This window comes from Streptomyces sp. NPDC024017 (assembly GCF_040638895.1).
Lineage (GTDB): Bacteria > Actinomycetota > Actinomycetes > Streptomycetales > Streptomycetaceae > Streptomyces.
The window spans coordinates 52,960-77,008 of the sequence record NZ_JBEZYZ010000010.1 but is presented as its reverse complement, the minus strand read 5'-3'; the positions used below and the strand labels follow the sequence as shown (position 1 = coordinate 77,008).

The 24,049-nt window shown below is 71.2% G+C and carries 24 protein-coding genes and 1 riboswitch; of the genes, 17 read left to right on the top strand and 7 right to left on the bottom strand.

The window, feature by feature from the left end:
* Window positions 1-60: 60 nt before the first annotated feature.
* A complete protein-coding gene (locus tag AB0G20_RS26420; RefSeq protein WP_361306639.1) occupies window positions 61-852 on the bottom strand; it encodes an NAD(P)H-binding protein in 792 nt (263 codons plus the stop codon).
* A 102-nt stretch (window positions 853-954) separates the two neighbouring features.
* Window positions 955-1,842 (bottom strand): RNA polymerase sigma-70 factor, encoded by an 888-nt coding sequence (locus AB0G20_RS26415; protein ID WP_361306638.1) that lies wholly within the window; start codon window positions 1,840-1,842, stop codon window positions 955-957.
* Between the two features lie 304 nt (window positions 1,843-2,146).
* Window positions 2,147-2,277: riboswitch (FMN riboswitch) on the top strand.
* A gap of 145 nt (window positions 2,278-2,422) precedes the next feature.
* On the opposite strand from AB0G20_RS26415, the gene AB0G20_RS26410 reads away from it, so the two are divergent.
* From AB0G20_RS26410 to AB0G20_RS26370, 9 genes are all read left to right on the top strand, one after another.
* On the top strand, window positions 2,423-3,031 hold the full coding sequence (locus tag AB0G20_RS26410) for a riboflavin synthase (RefSeq protein WP_361306637.1): 609 nt from the start codon (window positions 2,423-2,425) through the stop codon (window positions 3,029-3,031).
* The gene (locus AB0G20_RS26405; protein WP_361306636.1) at window positions 3,028-3,669 is read left to right on the top strand and encodes a nicotinamide mononucleotide transporter family protein; all 642 of its coding nucleotides are present in this window, start codon (window positions 3,028-3,030) and stop codon (window positions 3,667-3,669) included. The genes AB0G20_RS26410 and AB0G20_RS26405 overlap by 4 nt, the downstream gene beginning before the upstream one ends.
* Window positions 3,666-4,955 carry a bifunctional 3,4-dihydroxy-2-butanone-4-phosphate synthase/GTP cyclohydrolase II gene (locus tag AB0G20_RS26400; RefSeq protein ID WP_361306635.1) on the top strand — a complete coding sequence of 430 codons (1,290 nt, stop codon included), beginning with the start codon at window positions 3,666-3,668 and terminating at the stop codon, window positions 4,953-4,955. Before AB0G20_RS26405 ends, AB0G20_RS26400 begins: the two co-directional genes overlap by 4 nt.
* 19 nt (window positions 4,956-4,974) lie before the next feature.
* Complete coding sequence (gene ribH / locus AB0G20_RS26395) at window positions 4,975-5,460, top strand: 6,7-dimethyl-8-ribityllumazine synthase (protein WP_030038615.1); 486 nt, start codon at window positions 4,975-4,977, stop codon at window positions 5,458-5,460.
* 34 nt (window positions 5,461-5,494) lie between these two features.
* Window positions 5,495-5,767 (top strand): phosphoribosyl-ATP diphosphatase, encoded by a 273-nt coding sequence (locus AB0G20_RS26390; RefSeq protein WP_003988914.1) that lies wholly within the window; start codon window positions 5,495-5,497, stop codon window positions 5,765-5,767.
* A gap of 46 nt (window positions 5,768-5,813) precedes the next feature.
* On the top strand, window positions 5,814-6,662 hold the full coding sequence (hisG, locus tag AB0G20_RS26385) for an ATP phosphoribosyltransferase (protein WP_248508267.1): 849 nt from the start codon (window positions 5,814-5,816) through the stop codon (window positions 6,660-6,662).
* A 13-nt stretch (window positions 6,663-6,675) separates the two neighbouring features.
* Window positions 6,676-7,131 (top strand): PH domain-containing protein, encoded by a 456-nt coding sequence (locus AB0G20_RS26380; RefSeq protein ID WP_361306634.1) that lies wholly within the window; start codon window positions 6,676-6,678, stop codon window positions 7,129-7,131.
* A gap of 235 nt (window positions 7,132-7,366) precedes the next feature.
* Complete coding sequence (locus tag AB0G20_RS26375) at window positions 7,367-8,701, top strand: hemolysin family protein (RefSeq protein WP_361306633.1); 1,335 nt, start codon at window positions 7,367-7,369, stop codon at window positions 8,699-8,701.
* Window positions 8,698-9,774 carry a hemolysin family protein gene (locus tag AB0G20_RS26370; protein ID WP_361306632.1) on the top strand — a complete coding sequence of 359 codons (1,077 nt, stop codon included), beginning with the start codon at window positions 8,698-8,700 and terminating at the stop codon, window positions 9,772-9,774. Before AB0G20_RS26375 ends, AB0G20_RS26370 begins: the two co-directional genes overlap by 4 nt.
* A 145-nt stretch (window positions 9,775-9,919) precedes the next feature.
* Here the strand turns inward: AB0G20_RS26370 and AB0G20_RS26365 are convergent, their stop codons facing one another.
* Together AB0G20_RS26365 and AB0G20_RS26360 are read right to left on the bottom strand one after the other, a co-directional pair.
* Window positions 9,920-11,779, bottom strand: a complete 1,860-nt coding sequence (locus AB0G20_RS26365) for an AAA family ATPase (RefSeq protein ID WP_361306631.1) — start codon at window positions 11,777-11,779, stop codon at window positions 9,920-9,922.
* A 430-nt stretch (window positions 11,780-12,209) separates the two neighbouring features.
* Window positions 12,210-12,866: a hypothetical protein gene (locus AB0G20_RS26360; protein WP_361306630.1), complete on the bottom strand. Its 657-nt coding sequence runs from the start codon at window positions 12,864-12,866 to the stop codon at window positions 12,210-12,212.
* Between the two features lie 194 nt (window positions 12,867-13,060).
* Between AB0G20_RS26360 and AB0G20_RS26355 the strand changes: the two genes are divergently transcribed.
* The 3 genes from AB0G20_RS26355 to AB0G20_RS26345 all read left to right on the top strand — a co-directional run bounded on the left by AB0G20_RS26355 (window position 13,061) and on the right by AB0G20_RS26345 (window position 15,404).
* Window positions 13,061-14,440 (top strand): peptidase C39 family protein, encoded by a 1,380-nt coding sequence (locus tag AB0G20_RS26355; protein WP_361306629.1) that lies wholly within the window; start codon window positions 13,061-13,063, stop codon window positions 14,438-14,440.
* A gap of 91 nt (window positions 14,441-14,531) precedes the next feature.
* Window positions 14,532-14,672 carry an SCO1431 family membrane protein gene (locus AB0G20_RS26350; protein WP_361306628.1) on the top strand — a complete coding sequence of 47 codons (141 nt, stop codon included), beginning with the start codon at window positions 14,532-14,534 and terminating at the stop codon, window positions 14,670-14,672.
* Window positions 14,673-14,747: 75 nt separating this feature from the next.
* A complete protein-coding gene (locus AB0G20_RS26345; RefSeq protein ID WP_361306627.1) occupies window positions 14,748-15,404 on the top strand; it encodes a TetR/AcrR family transcriptional regulator in 657 nt (218 codons plus the stop codon).
* A 54-nt stretch (window positions 15,405-15,458) separates the two neighbouring features.
* On the opposite strand, the gene AB0G20_RS26340 is transcribed toward AB0G20_RS26345, so the two are convergent.
* A complete protein-coding gene (locus AB0G20_RS26340; protein ID WP_361306626.1) occupies window positions 15,459-16,724 on the bottom strand; it encodes a glycoside hydrolase family 18 protein in 1,266 nt (421 codons plus the stop codon).
* Window positions 16,725-17,056: 332 nt separating this feature from the next.
* On the opposite strand from AB0G20_RS26340, the gene AB0G20_RS26335 reads away from it, so the two are divergent.
* Window positions 17,057-18,229 carry an acyl-CoA dehydrogenase family protein gene (locus tag AB0G20_RS26335; RefSeq protein ID WP_361306625.1) on the top strand — a complete coding sequence of 391 codons (1,173 nt, stop codon included), beginning with the start codon at window positions 17,057-17,059 and terminating at the stop codon, window positions 18,227-18,229.
* A gap of 372 nt (window positions 18,230-18,601) precedes the next feature.
* On the opposite strand, the gene AB0G20_RS26330 is transcribed toward AB0G20_RS26335, so the two are convergent.
* Window positions 18,602-19,036: a hypothetical protein gene (locus AB0G20_RS26330; RefSeq protein WP_361306624.1), complete on the bottom strand. Its 435-nt coding sequence runs from the start codon at window positions 19,034-19,036 to the stop codon at window positions 18,602-18,604.
* 269 nt (window positions 19,037-19,305) lie between these two features.
* Between AB0G20_RS26330 and AB0G20_RS26325 the strand changes: the two genes are divergently transcribed.
* The 4 genes from AB0G20_RS26325 (at window position 19,306) to fxsA (ending at window position 23,446) form a co-directional block, all read left to right on the top strand.
* On the top strand, window positions 19,306-19,746 hold the full coding sequence (locus tag AB0G20_RS26325; protein ID WP_004002750.1) for an Lrp/AsnC family transcriptional regulator: 441 nt from the start codon (window positions 19,306-19,308) through the stop codon (window positions 19,744-19,746).
* 96 nt (window positions 19,747-19,842) lie between these two features.
* Window positions 19,843-21,444: an amidohydrolase gene (locus AB0G20_RS26320; protein ID WP_361306623.1), complete on the top strand. Its 1,602-nt coding sequence runs from the start codon at window positions 19,843-19,845 to the stop codon at window positions 21,442-21,444.
* A gap of 534 nt (window positions 21,445-21,978) precedes the next feature.
* Window positions 21,979-22,782, top strand: a complete 804-nt coding sequence (locus AB0G20_RS26315; protein WP_361306622.1) for a polyprenol monophosphomannose synthase — start codon at window positions 21,979-21,981, stop codon at window positions 22,780-22,782.
* 88 nt (window positions 22,783-22,870) lie between these two features.
* A complete protein-coding gene (gene fxsA / locus AB0G20_RS26310; protein WP_361306620.1) occupies window positions 22,871-23,446 on the top strand; it encodes an FxsA family membrane protein in 576 nt (191 codons plus the stop codon).
* Window positions 23,447-23,565: 119 nt separating this feature from the next.
* Here fxsA and AB0G20_RS26305 read toward each other — a convergent pair whose 3' ends face one another.
* Complete coding sequence (locus tag AB0G20_RS26305) at window positions 23,566-23,940, bottom strand: RNA polymerase-binding protein RbpA (RefSeq protein WP_030247095.1); 375 nt, start codon at window positions 23,938-23,940, stop codon at window positions 23,566-23,568.
* Between the last annotated feature and the right edge of the window lie 109 nt (window positions 23,941-24,049).

Below are 24,049 nucleotides of genomic sequence, written 5' to 3'. Positions count from 1 at the left end.
GCTCCGCCCGGGTGTCTGGGCCCCTTGGCCACTGTTTCCCGCTCCGCCCCTGTGCCGTGCCTACGCCCCCGGCCGACGCTCCCCGCTCCGCCCGCTCTCCGCCCGCACCTGACCGCTCCCGAACCGCCTCGCCAGGTACTCCTCGAACGACCCCGTGCCCACGGCCCGCTCCGGCGTCAGATGCCCCCCGCTCCGGAAGCCCCGGTACGCCGCCCCCCACAGCGGCACGTTCACCACCGCCCGCCGTCGCCCGGTCGCCTTGAGATACGCGCGGGCCAGCGACTCGAACGTCCGCACCTCGGGCCCGCCCATGTCCTCGACCCGCCCCGCAGGCACACCCGCCGCCAGCTCGGCCAGCCGGTCCGCGACCTCGGCGACCTCGACCGGCTGGTCCCGAAGGCCGGCCGGCAGGAACAGCACCGGCAGCTTCGACAGCCCCTGGAGCATCATGACCAGCAGGTCGTGGAACTGGGTCGCCCGCAGCACGGTCCAGCCGAGCCCCGACTCCTCGACGAGCCTCTCCACCGCGAGCTTGCTCTTGTAGTAGCGGAACGGCACCCGGTCGACGCCGACGATGGAGACGTACACGAGGTGGGGCACACGCGCCCCGCGTGCGGCCCTGATCAGGTTCGCCGCCGCCTCCTCATCGCCCTTCTGCGACGACGCGCAGTGCACGATCGTGTCCACACCGGCGACCGCCGCGTCCAGCCCGGCACCGCCCTTGCGCAGATCGACCGCGTACGGCTCACTGTGCCGGCTGAGTACCCGCACCTCGTGCCCGTCCGCGCGCAGCCGCTCGACGACGAGCCGGCCGAGCGTTCCGGTACCGCCGGTCACCAGGATCGTGGTCATGCTGTTCAGTCCCTTCCGACGCCCGGCGCTCCCGGACGGAGCGCCCCACGCCAGCTAGGACCGAACACCCCCTGCGGAATGTGACAGACGCGCCCGGCGGTCCTACGCCCGGGTGAGCTGACGCCGCGCGAACGCCAGCTTCTCCGGGTTCACCACGGCCCGCACCCCCGTGACCAGCCCGTCGCGCACCTCGAACGCCGCCAGCCCCACCAGGGTGTCGCCGGCCCAGGTGGCCAGCCCGGTCGCCCCGTTGACCTCCACCGGCGTGAAGTCCAGGCCCGCCGCGAACTTCGGGCCCCCGCCCGCCAGGAAGTGGGCGATCCTCTGCCCGCCCTCGATCGGCCACCGCGCTGCGGTGACCTTGCCGCCGCCGTCGCTCCACCACGTCGCCTCGGTCGCGAGCAGCTTCTCCAGCCCGGCCAGGTCACCCTCGCGGGCCGCAGTGATGAACGACGTGACCAGTTCCTCCTGCTGCTCGGACGCGGGCTCGAACCGTGCCTGCGGCTCACCCACCCGCTGCGCGGCCCGCCGGTACAGCTGGCGGCAGTTGGCCTCGCTCAGATCCAGCACCCCCGCGATCTCCCGGTGCCCGTACCCGAACGCCTCCCGCAGCACGTACACCGCCCGCTCGGTCGGTGTCAGCCGCTCCAGCAGCACCAGCATCGCCATCGACACGGCGTCCCGCTGCTCGGCCGACTCCAAGGGCCCGAGCGTGCCGTCCCCGGTGACCACCGGCTCGGGCAGCCAGGTCCCGACGTACTGCTCGCGGCGGGCCCGCGCGGAGGTCAGCCGGTTCAGGCAGAGGTTCGTGACGACCTTGGCGAGCCAGGCCGCCGGCTGCTCGATCCCGGCCCGGTCGGCTCCGCTGAAGCGCAGATACGTGTCCTGGACCGCGTCCTCGGCCTCCTCGGCGGAGCCCAGCAGCCGGTAGGCGAGCGAGAACATCCGGCGCCGGTGGATCTCGAACTCGTCGGCGATCGTCGTGGTCATACGACTCACCCTGCCAGAGCGCCGTGCGCACGGCGTGGGAAGGCCCGACGGCGGGCAAGGGCCGTCGTCACCGCCGCCGGGCCGGTCAGTGGGGTTGAGCCGAGCCAGGCGTTGACCCTAGAAAGGACTAGACCACATCGTCAATAGGTGTGTACCAATGTGGGACCTCAAGGGAGTCCACCGGTGCGGGAGTTGGAGCACTCGTCGCGCTGGGGAATGACGGAGGCACCGTCTGTGAGGCAGCCCACACACTCCTCCCCTTTGCATGTCGATCAGGCGTGGCACACTGGCCCTGTACCAGTAGCAGCGCACTCCGGGGTCGGTGAAAGTCCGAACCGGCGGTTACAGTCCGCGACCCGGTCGCCTCCAGCGACCGGTTGACCAGGTGAAATTCCTGGACCGACGGTTAAAGTCCGGATGGGAGGCAGTGCGCGGCGAGCGGGCATTCGTGCGCGCCGCCGAAGAAGTCCGTCCTCGTGACGGGCTCCGTCCGGCGTCGTCCCCGGTGTTCCTGCTCGTATCTTCTGTCGTCATCGACAGCCCCGGAGTCCGTGCCCGAAGAGGCAGGAGGACCCGGGAAGTGTTCACCGGAATCGTCGAAGAGCTGGGCGAGGTCACCGCCGTCGAGACCCTCGACGACGCCTGTCGCTTCCGCCTGCGAGGACCGGTCGTCACCCAAGGCGCCAAGCACGGCGACTCGATCGCGGTGAACGGCGTCTGCCTGACGGTCGTCGACCACGAGGGCGACGAATTCACCGCCGACGTCATGGCCGAGACCCTGAACCGCAGCAGCCTCGGCGCCCTCAAGGCCGGCTCCCGCGTCAACCTCGAACGCCCCATGGCCGTCGGCGAACGCCTCGGCGGGCACATCGTGCAGGGCCATGTGGACGGCACCGGCGAGATCCTGGAGCGCAAGCCCTCCGAGCACTGGGAGATCGTCAAGATCTCCCTCCCCGCGGACCTCACCCGGTACGTGGTCGAGAAGGGCTCCATCACCGTCGACGGCATCAGCCTCACCGTCGTCGACGCCGGCCCCGACCACTTCACCGTCAGCCTCATCCCCACCACCCTCGACCTGACCACGCTCGGACACAAGCAGCCCGGCGACCCGGTCAACCTCGAAGTGGACGTCATCGCCAAGTACGTCGAGCGGATGCTGGGCGATCGTGCGCAGGGGGCGACCCGGTGAACTCGCTGAACTCAGAGGCGTTCGTCCTCTTCGGCCAGCACATCCTCTGGTCCGACATGGTCGGCAACCTCTTCGGCCTGGCCGCCCTCGCCCTCGGCTGGCGGCGCTCCATCTGGACCTGGCCCGTGCAGTTCCTGGCCGGACTCATCCTCTTCGGCGCCTTCTTCGGCCATCTGACCGGCAGCGCGGGCAAGCAGGCGGTCGTCGTGCTCGTCGCCGTCTACGGCTGGTGGCAGTGGCAGCGCGGCAAGGGGCAGGGCGAGGACGGCCACATCGCCGTCCGGTTCGCCACCTGGCGCGAGCGCGCGGTGATGGCCGCGGCGGCCGCCGCGGGCACGGTCGCGGTGGCGCTGCTCTTCAAGGCGTACCCGACCCTGTCCTGGGACCCCTGGCCGGACGCCTACATCTTCGTCGGCACCATCGTCGCCATGTACGCCCAGGCGCGCGGCATGGTCGAGTTCTGGTTCGCCTGGCTGCTCGTCGACCTCGTCGGCGTGCCCCTCAACTTCGCCAACGGCTACGCCTTTTCCGGCTTCGTCTACGTCATCTACGGCGCGCTCGTCCTGTGGGGCCTGCGCGACTGGTGGCTGCGCTCGCGTCAGGCCACGCAGCCCACCCTGGAAGGAGCGCCGGCATGAACGCCGCAACTGTCCTGTACGGCACCGACGACGTCGAGAGCTTCGCGCTCGACCCCGTCGAGCAGGCGATCGCCGACATCGCGGCCGGCCGCCCCGTCGTGGTCGTCGACGACGAGGACCGGGAGAACGAGGGCGACCTCGTCATCGCCGCCGAGAAGGCGACCCCCGAGATCGTCGCCTTCATGATGAGTGAGTGCCGCGGCCTGATCTGCGCCCCCATGGAGGGCGACGAGCTGGACCGGCTGAAGCTCCCGCAGATGGTCGAGGACAACACCGAGTCGATGAAGACCGCGTTCACGGTCTCCGTCGACGCCTCCGCCGCACACGGCGTGAGCACCGGCATCTCCGCCTCCGACCGCGCCACCACGCTCCAGCTGCTCGCCGACGGCGTCTCCGGTCCCGAGGACTTCGTCCGCCCCGGCCACATCTTCCCGCTGCGCGCCCGGCCGGGCGGGGTCCTCACCCGCAACGGCCACACCGAGGCCGCCGTCGACCTCGCCCGCCTCGCGGGCCTGCGCCCGGCCGGCGCGATCGTCGAGATCGCCGGCGAGGACGGCACCATGCTGCGCCTGCCCGAGCTGATCCCCTTCGCCCGCAAGCACGGCCTGACGATCATCTCCATCGAGGACCTGATCGCCTACCGCCGCAGCAGCGAGCCCACCGTCCGCCGCGAGGCCAGGACCCAACTGCCCACCGCCCACGGCACCTTCACCGCGTTCGGCTACCGCTCCACCGTCGACGGTGTCGAGCACGTCGCCCTCGTGCACGGCGAGATCGGCGACGGCCAGGACGTCCTCGTCCGCGTCCACTCCGAATGCCTCACCGGCGACGTCTTCGGCTCGGCCCGCTGCGACTGCGGCCCCCAGCTGGACGCCTCCCTCGCCCGCATCCAGGACGAGGGCCGGGGCGTCGTCGTCTACCTGCGCGGACACGAGGGCCGCGGCATCGGCCTGATGTCCAAGCTGCGCGCCTACGAACTCCAGGAGCGCGGCCGCGACACCCTCGACGCCAACCTCGAACTCGGCCTGCCGGCCGACGCCCGCGACTACGCCGCCGGTGCGCAGATCCTCGCCGACCTCGGCGTGCGGAGTGTCCGGCTGCTGACCAACAACCCCGACAAGACCGACGCGCTCGTCCGCCACGGCATCGCGGTCAAGGCCCGTGTGCCGATGCCCGTGAGCGCCGGCGAGCACAACCTCCGCTACCTGCGCACCAAGCGGGACCGGATGGGCCACGACCTGCCCTGGCTGGACACGACCACCGTGCCGGCCTGCGGCAACCAGTAAGAGAGCACAGAGGAGAGACGTGAGCGGCAAGGGTGCACCGGAACTGTCCGTACGCAATGTGGGTGACCTCCGGGTCGCCGTCATCGCGGCACAGTGGCACGAGAAGGTGATGGACGGTCTGGTCGACGGCGCCCTGCGCGCCCTGCACGACCTCGGCATCGACGAGCCGACCCTGCTCAGGGTCCCCGGCAGCTGGGAGCTCCCGGTCGTCGCCAAGGTCCTCGCGGGCCGCGGCTACGACGCGATCGTCGCCCTCGGCGTCGTCATCCGCGGCGGAACCCCCCACTTCGAGTACGTGTGCCAGGGCGTGACCCAGGGCCTCACCCAGGTCTCCGTCGACACCGGCGTCCCCGTCGGCTTCGGCGTGCTGACCTGCGACACCGAGGAGCAGGCCCTGGACCGGGCCGGCATCGAGGGCTCGAACGAGGACAAGGGGCACGAGGCGGTGACGGCGGCGGTGGCGACCGCGGCCACCCTCCGCTCAGTATCCGAACCCTGGCGCTGACGGACGGCGCGTGTGGCATAGGCTGAGCGTCACCATGTCCAAGAAGACGTTCGAGGAGCTCTTCACCGAGCTCCAGCACAAGGCCGCCCAGGGCGATCCCGCCACTTCCCGCACCGCAGAACTGGTCGAGAAGGGCGTCCACGCCATCGGCAAGAAGGTCGTCGAAGAGGCCGCCGAGGTGTGGATGGCCGCCGAGTACGAGGGCAAGGAGGCAGCCGCCGAGGAGATCTCGCAGCTGCTGTACCACGTCCAGGTGATGATGGTCGCCCGCGGCATCTCCCTCGACGACGTCTACGCCCACCTGTAAGCCGCACCCCGTTCCCGTACGACACCACGCAAAGGAAGCCGACCTCATGCTGCGCATCGCCGTCCCCAACAAGGGTTCCCTGTCCGGCCCTGCGGCGGAGATGCTGCATGAGGCCGGCTACCAGCAGCGCCGGGAGTCCAAGGAACTGCGGATCGTCGACCCGGTGAACGAGGTCGAGTTCTTCTACCTCCGCCCCCGCGACATCGCGATCTACGTCGCCTCCGGGCAGCTGGACATCGGCCTCACCGGCCGGGACCTGCTCATCGACTCCGGCGCCGAAGCCGAGGAGATCCTCGCCCTCGGCTTCGCCCGCTCCACCTTCCGCTACGCCACCAAGCCCGGCACGATCAGCGGCCTGGCGGACCTCACGGGCAAGACGATCGCCACCTCCTACGAGGGCATCGTCGCGGCGCACCTCGCCGAGCACGGCATCGACGCCTCCGTCGTGCACCTCGACGGCGCCGTCGAGACCGCCATCCAGCTCGGCGTCGCCCAGGTCATCGCCGACGTCGTCGAGACCGGCACCTCGCTGCGCAACGCGGGCCTGGAGGTCGCCGGCGAGCCGATCATGCAGTCCGAGGCCGTCGTGATCCGCCGCACCGGCGCGGACGCCGACGACCTCAAGGTGCAGCAGTTCCTGCGCCGCCTCCAGGGCGTCCTGGTCGCCCGGACCTACGTGATGATGGACTACGACTGCCGCGTCGAGCAGCTGGAGAAGGCCGTCGCCCTCACGCCCGGTCTGGAGTCCCCGACCGTCTCCCCGCTGCACAACGAGGGCTGGGTCGCCGTCCGCGCGATGGTCCCGGCCAAGGAAGCCCAGCGGATCATGGACGACCTGTACGACATCGGCGCCCGGGCCATCCTGACCACGGCCATCCACGCCTGCCGTCTCTGAGAGGCGCGATCCGATGTCCGATCTGCCCCCTCTGCCCGTCACATTCCGGCCGGGCAGCACCCGCGTGGTGCTGCTCACCGCGGCCGTCGCCATCTTCGTGGTGATCACGGCGGTCGCGATGCTGCTGAAGCAGCTCAGCCCCGGCGAGCGCGTCAGCTTCATCTTCACGGCGCTCCTGCTGGACGCCGTCCTGCTCCTCCTGGCGCGTCCCAAGGTCGTCGTCGACGAAGACGGCGTCACTGTCGTCAATCTCACGAACAAGCGCCGGCTGGAGTGGGCGGAGATCCTCCAGGTGACCCTCCGGCCCGGCGACCCCTGGGTGTTCCTCAACCTCAGCGACGGCACCAGCCTGCCTGCTCTGGGCATCCAGCCGGGCCTGGCCAAGCAGCGTGCGATCGCCGATGCCCGGGCCCTGCGGGCGCTCGCCGAGGCCCACTCCGGAGCGGGCCCCGAGCGGCATCAGGGCTGACTCGGGGGATCCTCCGGGCGGTCGCCACTGCCGCACCGGGCCGTGTCTTGATTAATCTGGTGGCGGAGGCGTGATGGATGCGCCTCCGCCTCTGCTGCCCGACCGGTGCGCAGAGGCTCCTGCTAACCGAGGAGTGACCCCCTCCGGCGATGGACGGATCGTCCTGCAGTACCTGCGCCGCCCCCTGCCGACATAGCGCGGACCCAGTCCGCGACCGTGCGGAGGCGGCGGCATCATGACCACCCCCCTGCTGCTCCTGGCAGCCGCGTTCCTGCTGATTCTCGCCAACGGATTCTTCGTGGCGGCCGAGTTCGGACTGGTGACGGTCGAGCGGCCCGAGGCCGAGAAGGCCGCCGCCGAGGGCGACCGGCGCGCCCACCGTGTCGTCGAATCGCTCAAGGAACTGTCCTTCCAGCTCTCCGGCACCCAGCTCGGCATCACCATCACCTCGCTCGTCGTCGGCATGCTCGCCGAACCGGCGCTCGCCGAGCTGCTGCACGGCCCGTTCACCGCGATCGGCGTTCCCGAGGGAGCCGTCTCCGGTGTCACGGTCGTGGTCGGCATGCTGCTGGCCTCCGCCGTGCAGATGGTGATCGGCGAGCTCCTGCCCAAGAACTGGGCGGTGTCCAGGCCGCTGCAGGTCGCGCGCTTCGTCGCGGGCCCGCAGCATGTCTTCGCCCGGCTGTTCCGCCCGGTCATCGCCGGCCTCAACGCCGTCGCGAACCGGCTCGTGCGCGCCCTGGGCTTCGAACCCGCCGAGGAGCTGGCCTCCGCCCGCACCCCCGGCGAACTCGTCTCCCTGGCCCGCCACTCGGCCCGGGCCGGCGCCCTGGAGCAGGACACGGCCGACCTGTTCGTCCGGACCCTGTCGCTGGGCGAGCTCACCGCGCAGCACGTGATGACGCCGCGCGTGAAGGTCAGCGCCCTGCAGTCCTCCGCCACCGCCGAGGACGTCGTCAACCTGACCCGCGCCACCGGCCTGTCCCGCTTCCCGGTCTACCGGGAGAAGATCGACGAGGTCGTCGGCATGGCCCACCTCAAGGACGCCCTCGCCGTGCCCGTCCAGGACCGGCTGCGCACCCCCGTAGGCCACATCGCCCGCCCGGCGTTGCTCGTCCCCGAGACGCTGCCCGTACGGCCGCTCCTCACCCGCCTGCGCAGCGAGCAGCCCATCGCGGTCGTCGTCGACGAGTACGGCGGCACCGCCGGTGTGGTCACGCTGGAGGACATCGTCGAGGAGATCGTCGGCGAGGTCCGCGACGAACACGACGGACACGACCTGCCCGAGCTGGCCGCCGTGCCGCCGGAGGACGGCAGGCCCGCCTGGGACGTCGACGGCAGCTGCCGGGTCGACATCCTGCAGCGCATAGGCCTCGACGTGCCCGAGGGACCGTACGAGACGGTCGCGGGCCTGATCGCCGACCTGCTGGGCCGGATCCCGGCCGTCGGTGACAAGGCGGAGCTGCCCGGCTGGCGGCTCTCGGTGCGCCAGGTCGGCCACTACCGCGCGGAACGGGTCCGGCTCGTGCGGACGGCCCCGGTGGTCTCCATGGCGGAGGCCGTCCGATGAGCGTGCTCCAGCTTCTCTTCGCCGCGCTGCTCGTGCTCGCCAACGGCTTCTTCGTCGGTGCCGAGTTCGCGCTCGTCTCGGTACGCCGCAGCCAGATCGAACCGCTCGGCACCGCCCGCTCCCGGCAGGTCCTCTACGGGCTGGAGCGGCTGCCGCAGATGATGGCGGCGGCCCAGTTCGGCATCACGGTCTGCTCGCTGACCCTCGGCGCGGTCGCCGAACCGACGGTCGCGCATCTGCTCGAGCCGGTCTTCGAGCGGATCCACCTGCCGGAAGGCATGATCCATCCGCTGACCTACGTCATCGCCCTCGCCGCCGTGGTCTTCTTCCACCTCGTCATCGGCGAGATGGTCCCGAAGAACCTGGCGATGGCGGCGCCGGAGAAGGCCGCGCTGTGGCTGAGCCCCGGCCTGGTCTGGTTCGCGCGCTTCTGCAAGCCCATCACCGCCGCCCTCGGCGCGGTCTCGCAGGGCATCCTGCGGCTCTTCCACGTCGAGCCCAAGGACGAGGTCGAGGCCGTCTTCACCAGCGAGCAGCTCAACCGGCTGGTGGAGGACGCCGGCCAGGCCGGCCTGCTCGACCCCGAGGAGGCCGAAAGCCTCGAGGACGCCCTGGAGCTGGGCTCCCGCCCGGTGACGGACGTCCTGCTGAAGCGGGAGTCCCTGGTGACGGTCAGCCCGTCGGTCACCCCCGGGCGGATCGTCGAGCTCACGGCCCGTACCGGTTACTCCAGGTTCCCGGTCGCCGCGGACCAGGGCGCGTTCATGGGCTACCTGCACGTCAAGGACGTCCTCGACCTGGAGGACTCGGACCGGGCCGTCCCACAGCACTTGTGGCGTCCCATGACGACCCTGCGGTCCGAGCTGCCGCTCGACGACGCGCTGACGGTGATGCGGCGGGCGGCGACGCACCTGGCCCAGGTGGCCGACGGGTCCGGGAAGGTCCTCGGGCTGGTCGCGCTGGAGGACGTGCTGGAGCTGCTGGTGGGGGAGGTGCGGGATCCCGCGCATCGTGAGGTGCACGAGGTGCGGCTGACCGAGCCGAGGTCCGGTGAAGAGGTGCTGGCGACCTAGCACCGTAGCTGCGGGCGCGTGGGGGCCGGTCGCGAGGTTCCCCGCGCCCCAGACAGGTGGGTGCAGCTCGACCGGCCTTCAGGGCACTCACTCAGGGGCGCGGGGAACTGCGCGACCAGCCCCCACCGACCCGCGGCCGACGAACTCACCTGGCCGACGGATCCTGCGGCCCCCGCCCAGACAAGACCTCTCCGTACGCCTGCATCAGATCCGGCAGCCGCAGGGTCGCCAGATCGTCCCGCCCCAGCACTCCGGGATACACCGACAGCCGCAGATCCCGGTACGCGCAGCTCTTCTCGTACAGCGTCCGCAGGAACCGCCCGTTGCCCAGCTCGTCGAGCCACCCCTGGTCCACCACATGTCCCGCGATGGACCGCAGCTCGTCGAGGGCCTCGTCGTCCCACAGGTCGCCGTTCTCGGCGGCGAGCACCTTGCCGATCTCGGTGAGTTCGAGCGGACGGTACGAGGGGAAGTCGACGCGGGTGGTGAAACGGGACGACAGCCCCGGGTTCGCGGCGAGCAGACGGTCCATGCCCTCCGGGTAGCCGGCCAGGATCACCACGAGATGGTCGCGGTTGTCCTCCGCGCGCTTCAGCAGCACCTGCAGGGCCTCGTCGCCGTACGCGTCGCCCTTGCCGTAGCCCGAGTTGGACAGCGAGTAGGCCTCGTCGACGAAGAGGACGCCCCCGAGGGCCGAGTCGATCAGTTCGTTCGCCTTCACGGCCGTCTGCCCGAGGTACTCGCCGACCAGATCGGCCCGCTGGGCCTCCACGAGATGGTCGCCGCCGAGCAGCCCGAGGGCGTAGAAGACGCGGCCGAGGATGCGGGCGACGGTGGTCTTGCCGGTGCCGGAGGGGCCGGAGAAGACGAAGTGGCGTTTCGGCGGCTGGACCGGAAGACCCTGCCCGGCCCGCAGCCGGGCCATGTTCAGCTGCGCCGACAGCGCCTTGACCTGGCGCTTCACCGGCTCCAGACCCACCATGCGCTCGAGCTCGGCGAGTGCCTCCTCCAGTAACGCCGGGTCGGTCGGCCCGGCGGGCAGGGAGGGCGTGGGCCCGGACCTCTCGCGGACCGGCGGGACGGTCACCGGCGGCAGGGGAGCGATCGGCGGCTCGAGGTCGGGCAGCCTCAGGTCGCGCCCCTCGATGCCGAAGAGCGGATCGAACCCGTCCGGCCCGTCCACGGCGTCCTGGCCCGCGCCGGTGAGCGTGATCGCCGCGAGGTCCGTGACGTCGTCGTATCCGTCGCCCTCGGCGATGGCGGCGAGCCGGGCGGAAGTGTCCATGAAGGCCGGGTCGACGCGGTGCACGGCCCGGTACAGGGGGAGCGCGGCGGCGCTGCGGCCGGTGCCCTCGTGCGCCCGGGCCAGCCAGTAACGCAGCTCCTTGCGCTGGGGCTGCTCGCTGCGGCAGCGCATCAGCGCGGCGGACAGCAGGGGCTCGGCCTGGCCGTACATCTCCAGGCGGACCCGGGCCATGCCGCCGAACAGACCCGCCTCGATGCCGAGCAGCGGATCGTCGAGCAGCGGATCGGTGTGGCGGACCAGCTGCTCCCAGTCCTTGACCAGATAGGCGCGGCAGGAGTGCAGGAAGCGGACCTGGTGGTCGGTGTCCACGGGCGGCAGCCCGGCGAGGGCCCGGTCCAGCTCGGGGACGTGGCGGCCGTCCAGCCAGTGGGAGGCGTGCGCGAGCAGCAGATCGCGGGGGCTCTCCAGCACGGGCTGCACCCACCAGCCGAGCCAGTACCAGGAGTTGAGCGTACGGCGGTAGCGGGAGCGCTGCTCCCCGAAGCGGTCCCGGTGCCGGAACATCCGCAGCAGCGCGGTCGCCGTGTCGACGCGCAGCGCGTGCAGCCCGAGCCAGCCGTCGGCCATCCCGGAGTCCATCCGCACGGCGGCGCGGAACTCCTCCTCCGCCTGCGGATACGCGCCCATGGTGTAGGCGTCCACGCCTCGCAGCCATGCGAGGTCGGCCGGGGCCTGAGGGCCCTGCGTGCCGAAGTCCATCACGTCCCCCACAAACCGTGCCCCCGTCGGTATGCCAACGAGCCGTCCCCCAGCCGGCTGCCCTGCTCGAACCGCTGTGCCACGGACCGGAGTTGCACAGTGCGCGAAGCAACCGTCCGTAGGTCGCAACGAGGGCATCGTACCTGCGGGAGCGGCGCCCCCGTAGGGTGCCGCACGGGCCGTTCGGCGAGGTGGGAGCGGATGCGGCGCACGCGCGGACGGTGACCCAGGGTGAGCGCTCGGCACCCCGCGGCGGCCGGAAAACCGGAAGAAGACAGAACGAAGCCCCCGATCACGGGGGAACAACCGGGGGCTTCGCGTCTGTGGGCGGCTCCGATGCCGCACATTGAGAACGTAAGACCTGTCCGGCCCAACGGTCAAGCCGAGTTGAAGCACTCCGGCAAGTTGCCCCGCAAGGCCCTTCACAAGTTCAGCACACTGCGGGCGGTCCGTCACCGTGCGTGAGGGGCTGGTCCGGTCCAACGGTCCCAGCAGGTCCCGGCAGTACCTCATATCCCTCGTCTCGCTGCCGCACCAGAAGGTCGGCGAACGGTCGCGAGGGGTCGTCTGCGAAATGCCGGCGCTCTGCCGGAACCCATCCGTTCCAGAACTCCCGCTGCTCCTCCCCGTCCCGCGACCGCCCCCGCGCCCAGGCCTCCTCGCGCGGCAGCTCCATCCACAGCAGCAGGGCCAGGTGGGAGCGCAGTGCCCGGCGTCCCGCGCCGACGCCCTCCACGAGGAGCACCGGAACGGGCGGCAGTGGTCGTGGCGGGCCGAAGCGGCGGGCCCGCCAGTCGTAAGGGGCGTAGTGGCCGGTCCGGCCGTGGGAGAGCGGTTCGATCACCTGGTCCAGCAGCCGCCCGGTCCAGTCGAAGAGCGCGTCGTGACTGGCTATGTCGTCGAGGCGCAGCACCGGCGCACCGTCCAGCGCCGCGGCCAACTGCTCGGCGAACGTACTCTTTCCGGACCCGGCGTGCCCGTCGACGCCGACGAGCCGGACCGGGCCGCAGGAGGGGGAGAGGCGGCGGACCCGGGCGGCCAGGTCGCGGACGGCGGGGCCCGGTGCGGGGCGGAAGGACGGATTCATCTCGCTCAGCACTCTAACGACGGGGTCCTCCGCGGGTGCCACTGGTCGACGCCAATATTGGTGGGCGCGGCACGCGTCGAAGTGCTGGCACGACACGGCGTGCTGTGCTCATATGTGGCGCACGCACGGATGCGACCGACCGTGCGCGGACCTGCCCCGCCCCTGCCCGACTCCGACATCCGGGGGTCCCCGCCATGCGCAGAGCCGAACAGCCGTCCCGCAGAACCGTCCTGGCCGCCGCGGTCGCCGCCGCCGTCACCGCGGGCGCGGGTCCGGCGGCCGCCGACCCCGAGGTCCCCGTGACGACCGACACCGCAGACCCCGCCCGGGTGGTCCCGGCCCGCACCGTCGACAACCGGGCCTGGGTCTCCTACGGCGACTGGTACGGCGGCACCGCCAAGGGCACCCGGGCCGTCGCGGGCACCCGCCCGGGCCTGGTGATCGCGAAGCCCGCCGGAACCGCCGACTACACGGATCCGCACACCGGCACCACCGCCTCGTGGGACTACGGCACCTGGACGTCCCCCGTCCACCGGCTCGCCGTCCCCGCGACCGAGGCGATCGTCTCCTGGAACGCGCGCACCCCCGCCGGCACCTGGATCCAGGTCGAGATCAAGGGCACCTACACCGACGGCACCAGCACCCCCTGGTACGTGATGGGCCGCTGGGCAGCCGGCGACCAGGACATCCGGCGCACCTCGGTCGACGACCAGAGCGACGACAAGAGCACCGTCTGGACCGACACCCTGGCGATCGACGACCCGTCGGGCGGCCTGCGCCTGGCCTCGTACCGGCTGCGCCTGACCCTGTACCGCAAGCCCGGCACCAAGGCCACGCCCACGGTGTGGCGGCTCGGCGCCATGGGCTCGGACGTGCCCGACCGGTTCACCGTCCCGGCGTCCGCACCCGGCCTCGCGAAGGAGCTGGCCGTACCGCGCTACTCGCAGGAGACCCACAAGGGTCAGTACCCCGAGTACGACAACGGCGGCGAGGCCTGGTGCAGCCCGACGTCCTCCCAGATGATCATCGAGTACTGGGGCGGCAGGCTCACCGAGGGGCAGCTGGAGTGGGTCGATCCCGCGTACGCCGACCCGCAGGTGTGCCACGCGGCCCGGTTCACCTACGACTACCAGTACGCGGGCTGCGGCAACTGGCCGTTCAACGCCGCGTACGCGGCCACGTTCAAGGACCTCCAGGGCGTCGTCACCCGGCTCGGCTCGCTCACCGAACTCGAGACGCTGATCGCCGCGGGGATCCCGGCCATAACGTCCCAGTCGTTCCTGAAGGAGGAGCTGACCGGTGCCGGGTACGGCACCGCCGGGCACCTCATGACCGTCGTCGGCTTCACCGCCGACGGCGACGTGATCGCCAACGACCCGGCCTCGGAGAGCAACGAGGCCGTACGGCGCGTCTACCGGCGGCGCGAGTGGGAGAACATCTGGCTCAGGACCAAGCGGTACAACGCCTCCGGCAAGGTCGTCTCGGGCACCGGCGGCGTCTGCTACCTGTACTTCCCGGCGCGTCCGAGTGCGGCCCAGCGCACGGCGCTGGCGGCCGTGGGCGTACGCGTGTGACCAAGCTCTCGGCCGCAAAAGCCACTCCCGGTGGCAAGGTGGACAGAACTCCGGGGGGAGTCCGTCCGCACCACCGACCCAGCGAGAAGCCATGACAGCGCACTCAGCCACCGCCCCACGCGTCCGTACCGGCGGCCCTCAGGACGACGGCCCGAAGATCGTCGAGCACGTCATGGGCTGGGCCCTCGTGATGGTCGTCGCGATGCTCGTGACCCAGCTCGGGCTGCTGTGACCTGACCCGCTTCCGGGGGGTGAGGCCTGCCATACTGCGGAGGTCCCGCCCCGCCCGTTGAGACCAGGGTCGAAATTGAATATCAGCCCCCAGCCTGCCGCGCGCCCCAGGGCCCGCGGCACCGAGCGCTCGATGGCGCGCCGTGCCGAACTCATCGCCATCGGGCGGAGGTTGTTCGCCGACACGTCCTACGACGCCCTGTCGATGGACGACATCGCCCGGCAGGCGCACGTCGCCAAGGGACTGATCTACTACTACTTCCAGTCCAAGCGCGGCTACTACCTGGCCATCATCCAGGACTCGGTCACCGAGCTGATCACGCTGGCGGCGAGCGGTCTCGAACTGCCCCCGGTCGACCGGGTCCAGCGCACCATCGACAGCTATCTTCGCTACGCCGAGCACAACCAGGCCGCGTACCGCACGATCGTGAGCGGCGGCGTCGGCTTCGACACCGAGGTGCACGCCATCCGCGACGGGGTGCGCGAGGCCGTCGTGACCACCATCGCCGAGGGCGCGTACGGCCGTGTCGACATCACCTCGCTGGCGCGGATGGGCCTGCTGGCCTGGGTGTGCAGCGTCGAGGGCGCCACGCTCGAATGGATCGACCGCCCCGAACTGCCGCGCGACACCATGCGCGAGCTGCTGGTGAAGACCCTCGGTGGCGCCCTGCGCGCGATCGAGGAACTCGACCCCGCCCACCCGGCCCCGCAGCCCGCCCGCCGGGGCGCGTGAACAAGGAGCGGCGGTCCGCCGTCACCGGACCGCCGCCCCGCCCCGCTCTCCGCCCTACCGGATCGCCTTGATCAGCTCACCGCCTGCGGTGTCGCCGCTCAGTTCCCAGAAGAACGTTCCGCCCAGGCCCTGCTGGTTCTTGTAGTTCATCTTGGTGCCGATGGTCGCCGGGGTGTCGTAACTCCACCAGTTGCTGCCGCACTTGGCGTACGCCGTGCCGGCCACCGTCCCCGTCGCCGGGCACTTGGTCTTGAGCACCTTGTAGTCGTCGATGCCCTGCTCGTACGTGCCCGCCGCGGGGCCGGTCGCGGTGCCGCCGGGAGCCGCCTGGGTGACGCCGGTCCAGCCGCGGCCGTAGAAGCCGATGCCGAGCAGCAGCTTCGAGGCGGGGATGCCGAGGCCCTTGAGCTTGGCGATGGTCGCCGAGCTGTGGTTGTCCGCCTTCGGGATGCCGGAGTACGAGGTGAGCGGCGAGTGCGGGGCCGTCGGGCCGGCGGCGTCCCAGGCGCCGAAGAAGTCGTACGTCATCGGGTTGTACCAGTCGACGTACTGGGCGGCGCCCGCGTAGTCCGCCGCGTCGATCTTGCCGCCCGGGGTGGCGTCGGCGGTGATCGCCGCGGTGACGAGGTTCCGCGAGCCGAACTTCGCCCGCAGCGCCTGCATCAGGTTCCGGAAGGACGCCTTGCCGCTGGTGTCGCAGGTGGCGCCGCAGGTGTTCGGGTACTCCCAGTCGATGTCGATGCCGTCGAAGACGTCGGCCCACTTGGAATTCTCGACCAGGTCGTAGCAGGACTGGGCGAAGGCGGCCGGGTTCTTCGAGGCCTCGCCGAAGCCGCCCGACCAGGTCCAGCCGCCGAAGGACCACAGGACCTTGAGGTTCGGGTGCTTCTGCTTCAGCTTGCGCAGCTGGTTGAAGTTGCCGCGCAGGGGCTGGTCCCAGGTGTCGGCCTTGCCGTCGACGGACTCGGCGGCGGTGTAGGCCCAGTCGGTGGCTGCGTAGGCGTCGCCCATGGCGCACTTGCCGCCGGTGACGTTGCCGAAGGCGTAGTTGATGTGGGTGAGCCTGGCGCCGGATCCGGACGTCTCGATGTTCTTCACGTAGTACTTGCGGTCGTAGGTGCCCCATTCGGTGAAGTACCCGATGACCTTGGATCCTGCGGCCTTGGCGGCGGGAGTGACCTTCGAACCGGCGGCGGCCTCCTGAGCCGAGGTCGCCGCGGTGGCGGAGGTGCCCGCGCCGGCCGGCAGACCGGCGCCGAGGACGGCGCAACAGGCCGCGGACACGATGGCCCGGAAGCGGGAACGGTGGGGGGTGTGCATCCGGTGTCTCCTCGTGGGGAGAGGGGAACGCGTGCCGATTGGCATGAACGCGGTGAATCGGTGGAGCGAAACAGTAGGAGGACTAGACCAGTTGGGTCAATGGTTCGGACCAATTTCGCCGCTCCGGATGCGCTCGGGCATTTCTTGAAGTAAGCGGTCGTTAACTGGTGACGAGATGCCTCCGATCGGGCATACTCACAGCGCACAGCCGCTGGTCAGCAGCTTCCGAGACCCGGGACTGCAAGCATCGGCCAGGCACCAGAACGACCCGGCGGCGCCGCCCCCACCCATGGGCCCGACCGCCAGTGCCCGACAGGGAGGAGAGCGTCGCCATGCCCGACCGCGCCCCGCAGCCGGTGGACCGACAACTGCCCACGGAGGAGGCCCGGGACCTGATCTCGCTCGTCCGCGACATCGCACAGCAGGAGATCACCCCGAAGGCGGCCGAGGAGGAAGACGCCGGCCGCTTCCCGCGCGAACTCTTCACCCTGCTCTCGCGCTCCGGCCTGCTCGGCCTGCCGTACGACTCCGAGTACGGGGGCGGCGACCAGCCCTACGAGGTCTACCTCCAGGTCCTGGAGGAGCTCGCCGCGGCCCGCCTCACCGTCGGTCTCGGCGTCAGCGTGCACTCCCTGGCCTCGTACGCGCTCGCCGCGTACGGCACCAAGGAGCAGCAGATCGAGCACCTGCCCGCGATGCTCGGCGGTGGCCTGCTCGGTGCCTACTGCCTCTCCGAGCCGCACTCCGGCTCGGACGCGGCGGCCCTGCGCACCAAGGCCGTGCGGGACGGCGACGGATGGGTGATCACCGGCACCAAGGCCTGGATCACGCACGGCGGGATCGCCGACTTCTACACGGTGATGGCCCGCACCGGCGAGGAGGGCCCGCGCGGGATCAGCGCGTTCCTGGTGCCCGGCGACGCGGAGGGACTGAGCGCCGCGGTGCCGGAGAAGAAGATGGGCATGAAGGGCTCGCCCACCGCGCAGGTCCACTTCGACGGCGTCCGCGTCTCGGACGACCGGCGCATCGGCGAGGAGGGGCAGGGCTTCGCGATCGCCCTGTCGTCGCTCGACTCGGGCCGGCTCGGCATCTCCGCGTGCGCGATCGGCGTGGCGCAGGCCGCGCTCGACGAGGCGCTGACCTACGCGGCCGAAAGGCGCCAGTTCGGAAAGCCGATCGCCGACTTCCAGGGGCTGCGGTTCATGCTCGCCGACATGGCGACGCAGATCGAGGCGGGCCGTGCGCTCTACCTCGCGGCGGCACGGCTGAAGGACGCGGGCCGGCCGTTCGCGAGGCAGGCCGCCATGGCCAAGCTGCACTGCACCGACACGGCGATGCGGGTCACCACCGACGCCGTGCAGATCCTCGGCGGCTACGGCTACACCGCCGACTTCCCGGCCGAGCGCTACATGCGCGAGGCCAAGGTGCTGCAGATCGTGGAGGGCACCAATCAGATCCAGCGGATGGTCATCGCCCGCCATCTCGTGGGTCCAGAGGGACGCTGAACTGGTCGAGGCCCCGCCAAGGGGCCGCGAGCCGCATCCACTCCGGGTCGTGCCGACCCGGCAGGGTGCGGCCGCCTTCGGCCCAGGTCCGCATCAAGTCGCGGTAGATCGGTGGGTCCTGATAGCGGGGCGGAGTCGGCCGAACCGATTCTGCGGGCGGCGGGACGTACAGGAGGCGCTGACGCCCGGTCGCTGAGGAGATGGGGGTCATACCAGGGCAACGCGGCAAAGCCCGGACAGGTCACCGGATGGTGGAATCGGGCGTTCGTTCTGTGCCGCGCACGGCTCCGGGCGCACTGAACCGCACCACGGCCGTCTGCGAGCCGTGGTGCGGGGCAGCTACGGGAGCGAGCGGGCGGGAAGGGCCCGCGCTCAGGCCGCCTGGCGGCGCATGACCGGGACCCTGATGGGGCGCGAGCCGGGGCCGCCGACGTGCGAGAAAGGCTGGGTCCGCCAGTCGAGCCCCTGAGGGAGCGTCAACAGGAGGGCGGTGTCCTGCTCCTGAGGTTCCGCGGACTCGTCCGCGGGGCGCGCGTCCGTGGCCATGCGGCCGGTTCCGGCGCAGACCGTGAGTCCGAAGGGGTTCCACGGCGAGGCGCACAGCGCGTGCTCCGGCAGAACCTCCTCGTCCGCCAGCAGGGCGATGGGCTGCGCGCAGTCCGGGCAGACGACCCGGAACATCTCGAACGTGTCGTAGGCGTCGAGTTCGTCGTCGAAGGCGTCGGGTTCGACGCCCTCCGGCTCGGGCTCGACGACGAGCTGCTGCCGCTTGGGTGCGGTGCGACCAGGGCGCTTAAGACTCTGCATTGGGTTCTCCCCCTCGGGCTGGGCCGTATCAGGCACTGCGGCCTCGACCACAGCAAGCACTTCCCGTCCCCCTTGGGCGGTAATCACGAGAACATCACGGAGACTGTTCGAGGCCTGTGGCGTTCGTCACATGCCCCGTGCAGGTGTCCACTGCGGCGGGTTTGTCCCCCGGACGGCTGACGGTCGGCTTCCGGCCACATCACGAAGCGGGTATGACCTGGGCTGCTCAGGTATCCGAGGAGATCAACCGCACTGTAGGTTCTAGCGCCATGGAGGAGCTGGACCGACAGATCGTGCAGCTGCTCGTCAAGGACGGGCGGATGAGCTACACCGACCTGGGCAAGGCCACGGGGCTGTCCACGTCGGCCGTGCACCAGCGGGTGCGACGGCTGGAGCAGCGGGGTGTCATCCGGGGCTATGCCGCGGTCGTCGACCCGGAGGCCGTGGGGCTGCCGATGACGGCGTTCATCTCGGTGAAACCGTTCGATCCGAGTGCGCCGGACGACATCGCGGACCGGCTGGCCGGCGTGCCCGAGATCGAGGCGTGCCACAGTGTCGCGGGCGACGAGAACTACATCCTCAAGGTGCGGGTGGCGACGCCGCACGAGCTGGAGGAGCTGCTGGCCCGGTTGCGGTCGTTGGCCGGGGTGTCCACGCGGACGACGGTGGTGCTGTCGACGCCGTACGAGGCGCGGCCGCCGCGGATCTGACCGGTGGTTCGGCGGTTGCGCGTCGCGTGTGGCTGATCGCGCAGTTCCCCGCGCCCCTTGTCGGGCGTTGCAGTTCGGCCTGTGAGACTGTGCTCCATGAGTGAGTCCACCGCCCCGCCCAAGACCGTTCTTCTCCGCCGTGGAGAGGTCCACAGCCCCGCCGACCCCTTCGCCACCGCGATGGTCGTGGAGCGGGGACAGATCGCCTGGGTGGGGTCCGAGGGGGCCGCCGACGCCTTCGCGGACGGGGTCGACGAGGTGGTCGATCTTGATGGAGCGTTGGTGACTCCGGCGTTCACGGACGCGCATGTGCACACCACTGCCACGGGGCTCGCCCTCACCGGCCTCGATCTGTCCGGTGCCCCCTCCCTCGAAGCCGCCCTCGCCCTCGTACGGGACTTCGCCGCCGCGCGTCCGGGCGACCGCGTCCTGCTCGGGCACGGCTGGGACGCCGCCCGCTGGCCCGGAGGCCGGCCCCCGACGCGGGCCGAGCTCGACGAGGCCACCGGGCACCGGCCCCTGTACCTCAGCAGGATCGACGTCCACTCGGCGGTCGTCAGCACGGCCCTGCTCGACCTGGTCCCCGATGTCACCCGTGCGGACGGACCGCTCACCGCCGACGCCCATCACGCCGTGCGCGCCGCCGCGTTCGCCGCCGTCACGCCGCAGCAGCGCACCGACGCCCAGCGTGCCGCGCTCGCGCACGCCGTCTCGCTCGGGATCGGCACGCTCCACGAGTGCGCCGGGCCGGAGATCTCCTCCGAGGACGACTTCACCGGCCTGCTGCGCCTCGCGGGGGAGGAGCCCGGGCCGCGGGTCGTCGGCTACTGGGCCGAGCAGGACGTCGCCAAGGCGCGGGAGCTGGGCGCGATCGGCGCCGCGGGGGACCTGTTCGTCGACGGCGCCCTGGGCTCGCACACGGCCTGTCTGCACCAGCCGTACGCCGACGCCGGACACACCGGCATCGCCTACCTGGATGCCGCCGCGGTCGCGGCACACGTCGTGGCCTGCACCGAGGCGGGTCTGCAAGCCGGTTTCCACGCCATCGGCGACGCCGCCGTGGACGCCGTGGTGGAGGGTGTGCGAGCCGCCGCCGAGAAGCTCGGGCTCGACCGGATCCGGGCCGCCCGGCACCGCGTCGAGCACGCCGAGATGCTCACCCCGGAATGCGTCGCCGCCTTCGCCGAACTCGGCCTCACCGCCTCGGTGCAGCCCGCCTTCGACGCCCTGTGGGGCGGCGAGGAGGGCATGTACGCGCAGCGCCTGGGCGCGGAGCGGGCCCGCGGCCTGAACCCCTTCGCGGCCCTGTTGCGGGCCGGTGTCCCGCTCGCCTTCGGCTCCGACAGCCCGGTCACCCCGCTCGACCCGTGGGGCACCGTCCGGGCCGCCGCCTTCCACCGCACACCGGAGCACCGTGTCTCGGTGCGCGCCGCGTTCACGGCGCACACGCGGGGCGGCTGGCGGGCCGTCGGACGGGACGACGCGGGCGTTCTGGTCCCGGGCGCCCCCGCCGACTACGCCCTCTGGCGCACCGGCGAACTCGTCGTCCAGGCCCCGGACGACCGCGTCGCCCGCTGGTCGACGGATCCCCGCTCCGGCACCCCGGGTCTGCCCGACCTCACTCCCGGCCGCGACCTGCCCGTCTGTCTGCGCACCGTGGTGGGCGGACGCACGGTCTTCGTACGGCCGGGCGAGTGATCTACGGGGGTGGCGCGCATGAAGTCGTGCGCCGCGCCCCCGGCGCGCGACCTGCGCATCCTCGGCCCTGACCAGGGCATTGCCGCGAGATGCGCAGGTCGAACGGCTGTTGACAGGCGGCCGCAGGAGGCCGGTAGGTTCGGCCGAGTCCACCACCGGACGCCCGACCGGGGAACGTCCGAGCACTCGCCGCGGCGCCGCCGGGTCAGGGACGGTGTGCCGCACCGGGGCACCGCCACTGGGAGCCAGGCTCAGGCCGGCGCAGCGCCGAGGGAACGTTCCGGACGGTCGGGGAGGTGTGACCCGGGTGGGGCCCGCGCGCTCAGTAGACAACGGCTTTCGGTCGATCCGCAGCCAGCGGATCCCAGGTCGGCCCGAAGGGCGCCGGGCCCCCATCCGCCGTACGCGCGCACCCGGAGGCCCGCTCTTGCCCGGGTCTTGCGGATCGGACACCACGATTCGAACGTCCTGTCACGTCATCGCAGGCCGGGCCCACTATGGTGGACCTCTGCGTATGGACATGAAGGGGCAGTAGTGAACGACGGCGACGGAACCCTCGCGGCAGAAGCCCAGGTGAGGAAGTTCGGCCCGCTCGGCATGGCCTTGGTGATCATTCCGACCTACAACGAGGCGGAGAACATCAAGAGCATCGTCGGCCGGGTACGCAAGGCCGTCCCCGAGGCGCACGTACTCGTGGCCGACGACAACAGCCCGGACGGCACGGGCAAGCTGGCCGACGAGCTGGCCGTCGAGGACGACCATGTCCACGTGCTGCACCGCAAGGGCAAGGAAGGCCTGGGCGCCGCCTACCTCGCGGGCTTCCACTGGGGCATGGAGCACGACTACGGCGTGCTGATCGAGATGGACGCCGACGGCTCCCACCAGCCCGAGGAACTGCCCCGTCTGCTCACCGCCCTGAAGAGCGCCGACCTGGTGCTGGGCTCGCGCTGGGTGCCGGGCGGCCGGGTGGTGAACTGGCCGAAGTCCCGCGAGGTGATCTCCCGGGGCGGCAGCCTCTACTCCCGGCTGGCGCTCGATCTGCCGCTGCGCGACATCACCGGCGGCTACCGTGCCTTCCGCAGCGAGACCCTGAAGGGCCTCGGCCTCGACGAGGTCGCCTCCCAGGGGTACTGCTTCCAGGTCGATCTCGCCCGCCGCGCGGTCAAGGCCGGCTACCACGTGGTCGAGGTGCCCATCACGTTCGTCGAGCGCGAACTCGGCGACTCCAAGATGAGCCGCGACATCCTCGTCGAGGCGCTGTGGCGCGTCACGGCGTGGGGCGTGGGGGAGCGGGTCGGCAAGGTCATGGGGCGCGGCGGCAAGCCCTCGAAGCCGTAGGCGCGCGCCGCCGTCGAGGCGGCCGCTCACAGAAACAGCTGATGGTGGCCTTATCCCGTGCTGAGCCGGGGCCAGGCACACTGGAGGCATGACGACTGGCGCACAGACTCCCGTGTCCCCTGCCCGGCCCCGGCGCTCCCGGCTGCGTACGTTCCTGCCGCTGGGTTTCGCCGCGTGGCTCGTGCTGGAGATCTGGCTGCTCACGCTGGTCGCGGGGGCGACCAGCGGGCTGGTGGTCCTCCTCGTCCTGCTGGCGGGTCTCGTCCTCGGGTCGGTCGTCATCAAGCGGGCCGGCCGGCGGGCCTTCCGCAAGCTCTCCGAGGCGCTGCAACAGCAGCAGAGCGGTGTGATGCCCGAGGCGGCCCGGCCCGACAGCGAGGGCAACGGCCTGATGATGCTGGGCGGTCTGCTCCTGATGATCCCCGGCCTGGTCTCGGACGCGGTGGGCCTGCTCCTGCTGCTGCCGCCGGTCCAGAAGGTCGTGAGCCGCTCGGCGGAGCGCACCTTCGAGCGCAAGCTCCGGGAGGCCCGCCCGGGGACCCTGGGGGGTGCCTTCCAGCAGGCCCGTATGCACCAGCCCGACGGCAAGGTCGTCCAGGGCGAGGTCATCAGGGACGAGCCGGGGGACGCCCCGCAGCCGCCCCGCCCGCCGCTCACGCACTGAGCCGTTCCGGGCACCCGCACCCGGGCACCGGACACGCAGAAAGACCGGGGGCGCCGTACTCTCGTACGGCGCCCCCGGTCTTTGTGATGCGCTGTTACTTCGGCCAGGCCCTTGCGGGACTATGCCGACTTGCGGCTGTCGCGGGGATGAACAGCAATGTTCATCGCACCGGAGCGCAGAACCGCCAGGCGCTCCTCGAGGACCTCTTCGAGTTCCTCACGGGTGCGCCGCTCCATCAGCATGTCCCAATGCGTACGCGCGGGCTTGCCCTTTTTCTCTTCAGGGACATCGCCGTCGACGAGGAGTGCCTGGGCCCCACAGACCTTGCACTCCCACTCCGGCGGGATCTCCGCCTCGACCGAGAAGGGCATCTCGAAGCGGTGCCCCTTCTCGCATGCGTACTCCACGGCCTGGCGCGGGGCCAGGTCGATACCGCGGTCCGTCTCGTAGCTGGTCACCACGAGGCGCGTGCCGCGAAGAGCTCGCTCACTCATGAATCGTGCCTCCCGGGCTTGTCGCCCACAGGACAGGTGTCGCTGTCGTCGTCATCCGGTCAACGTCCGGTCGGCGGTAAAGATTCCCGTTCCGAGTCCCGTTCCGGGT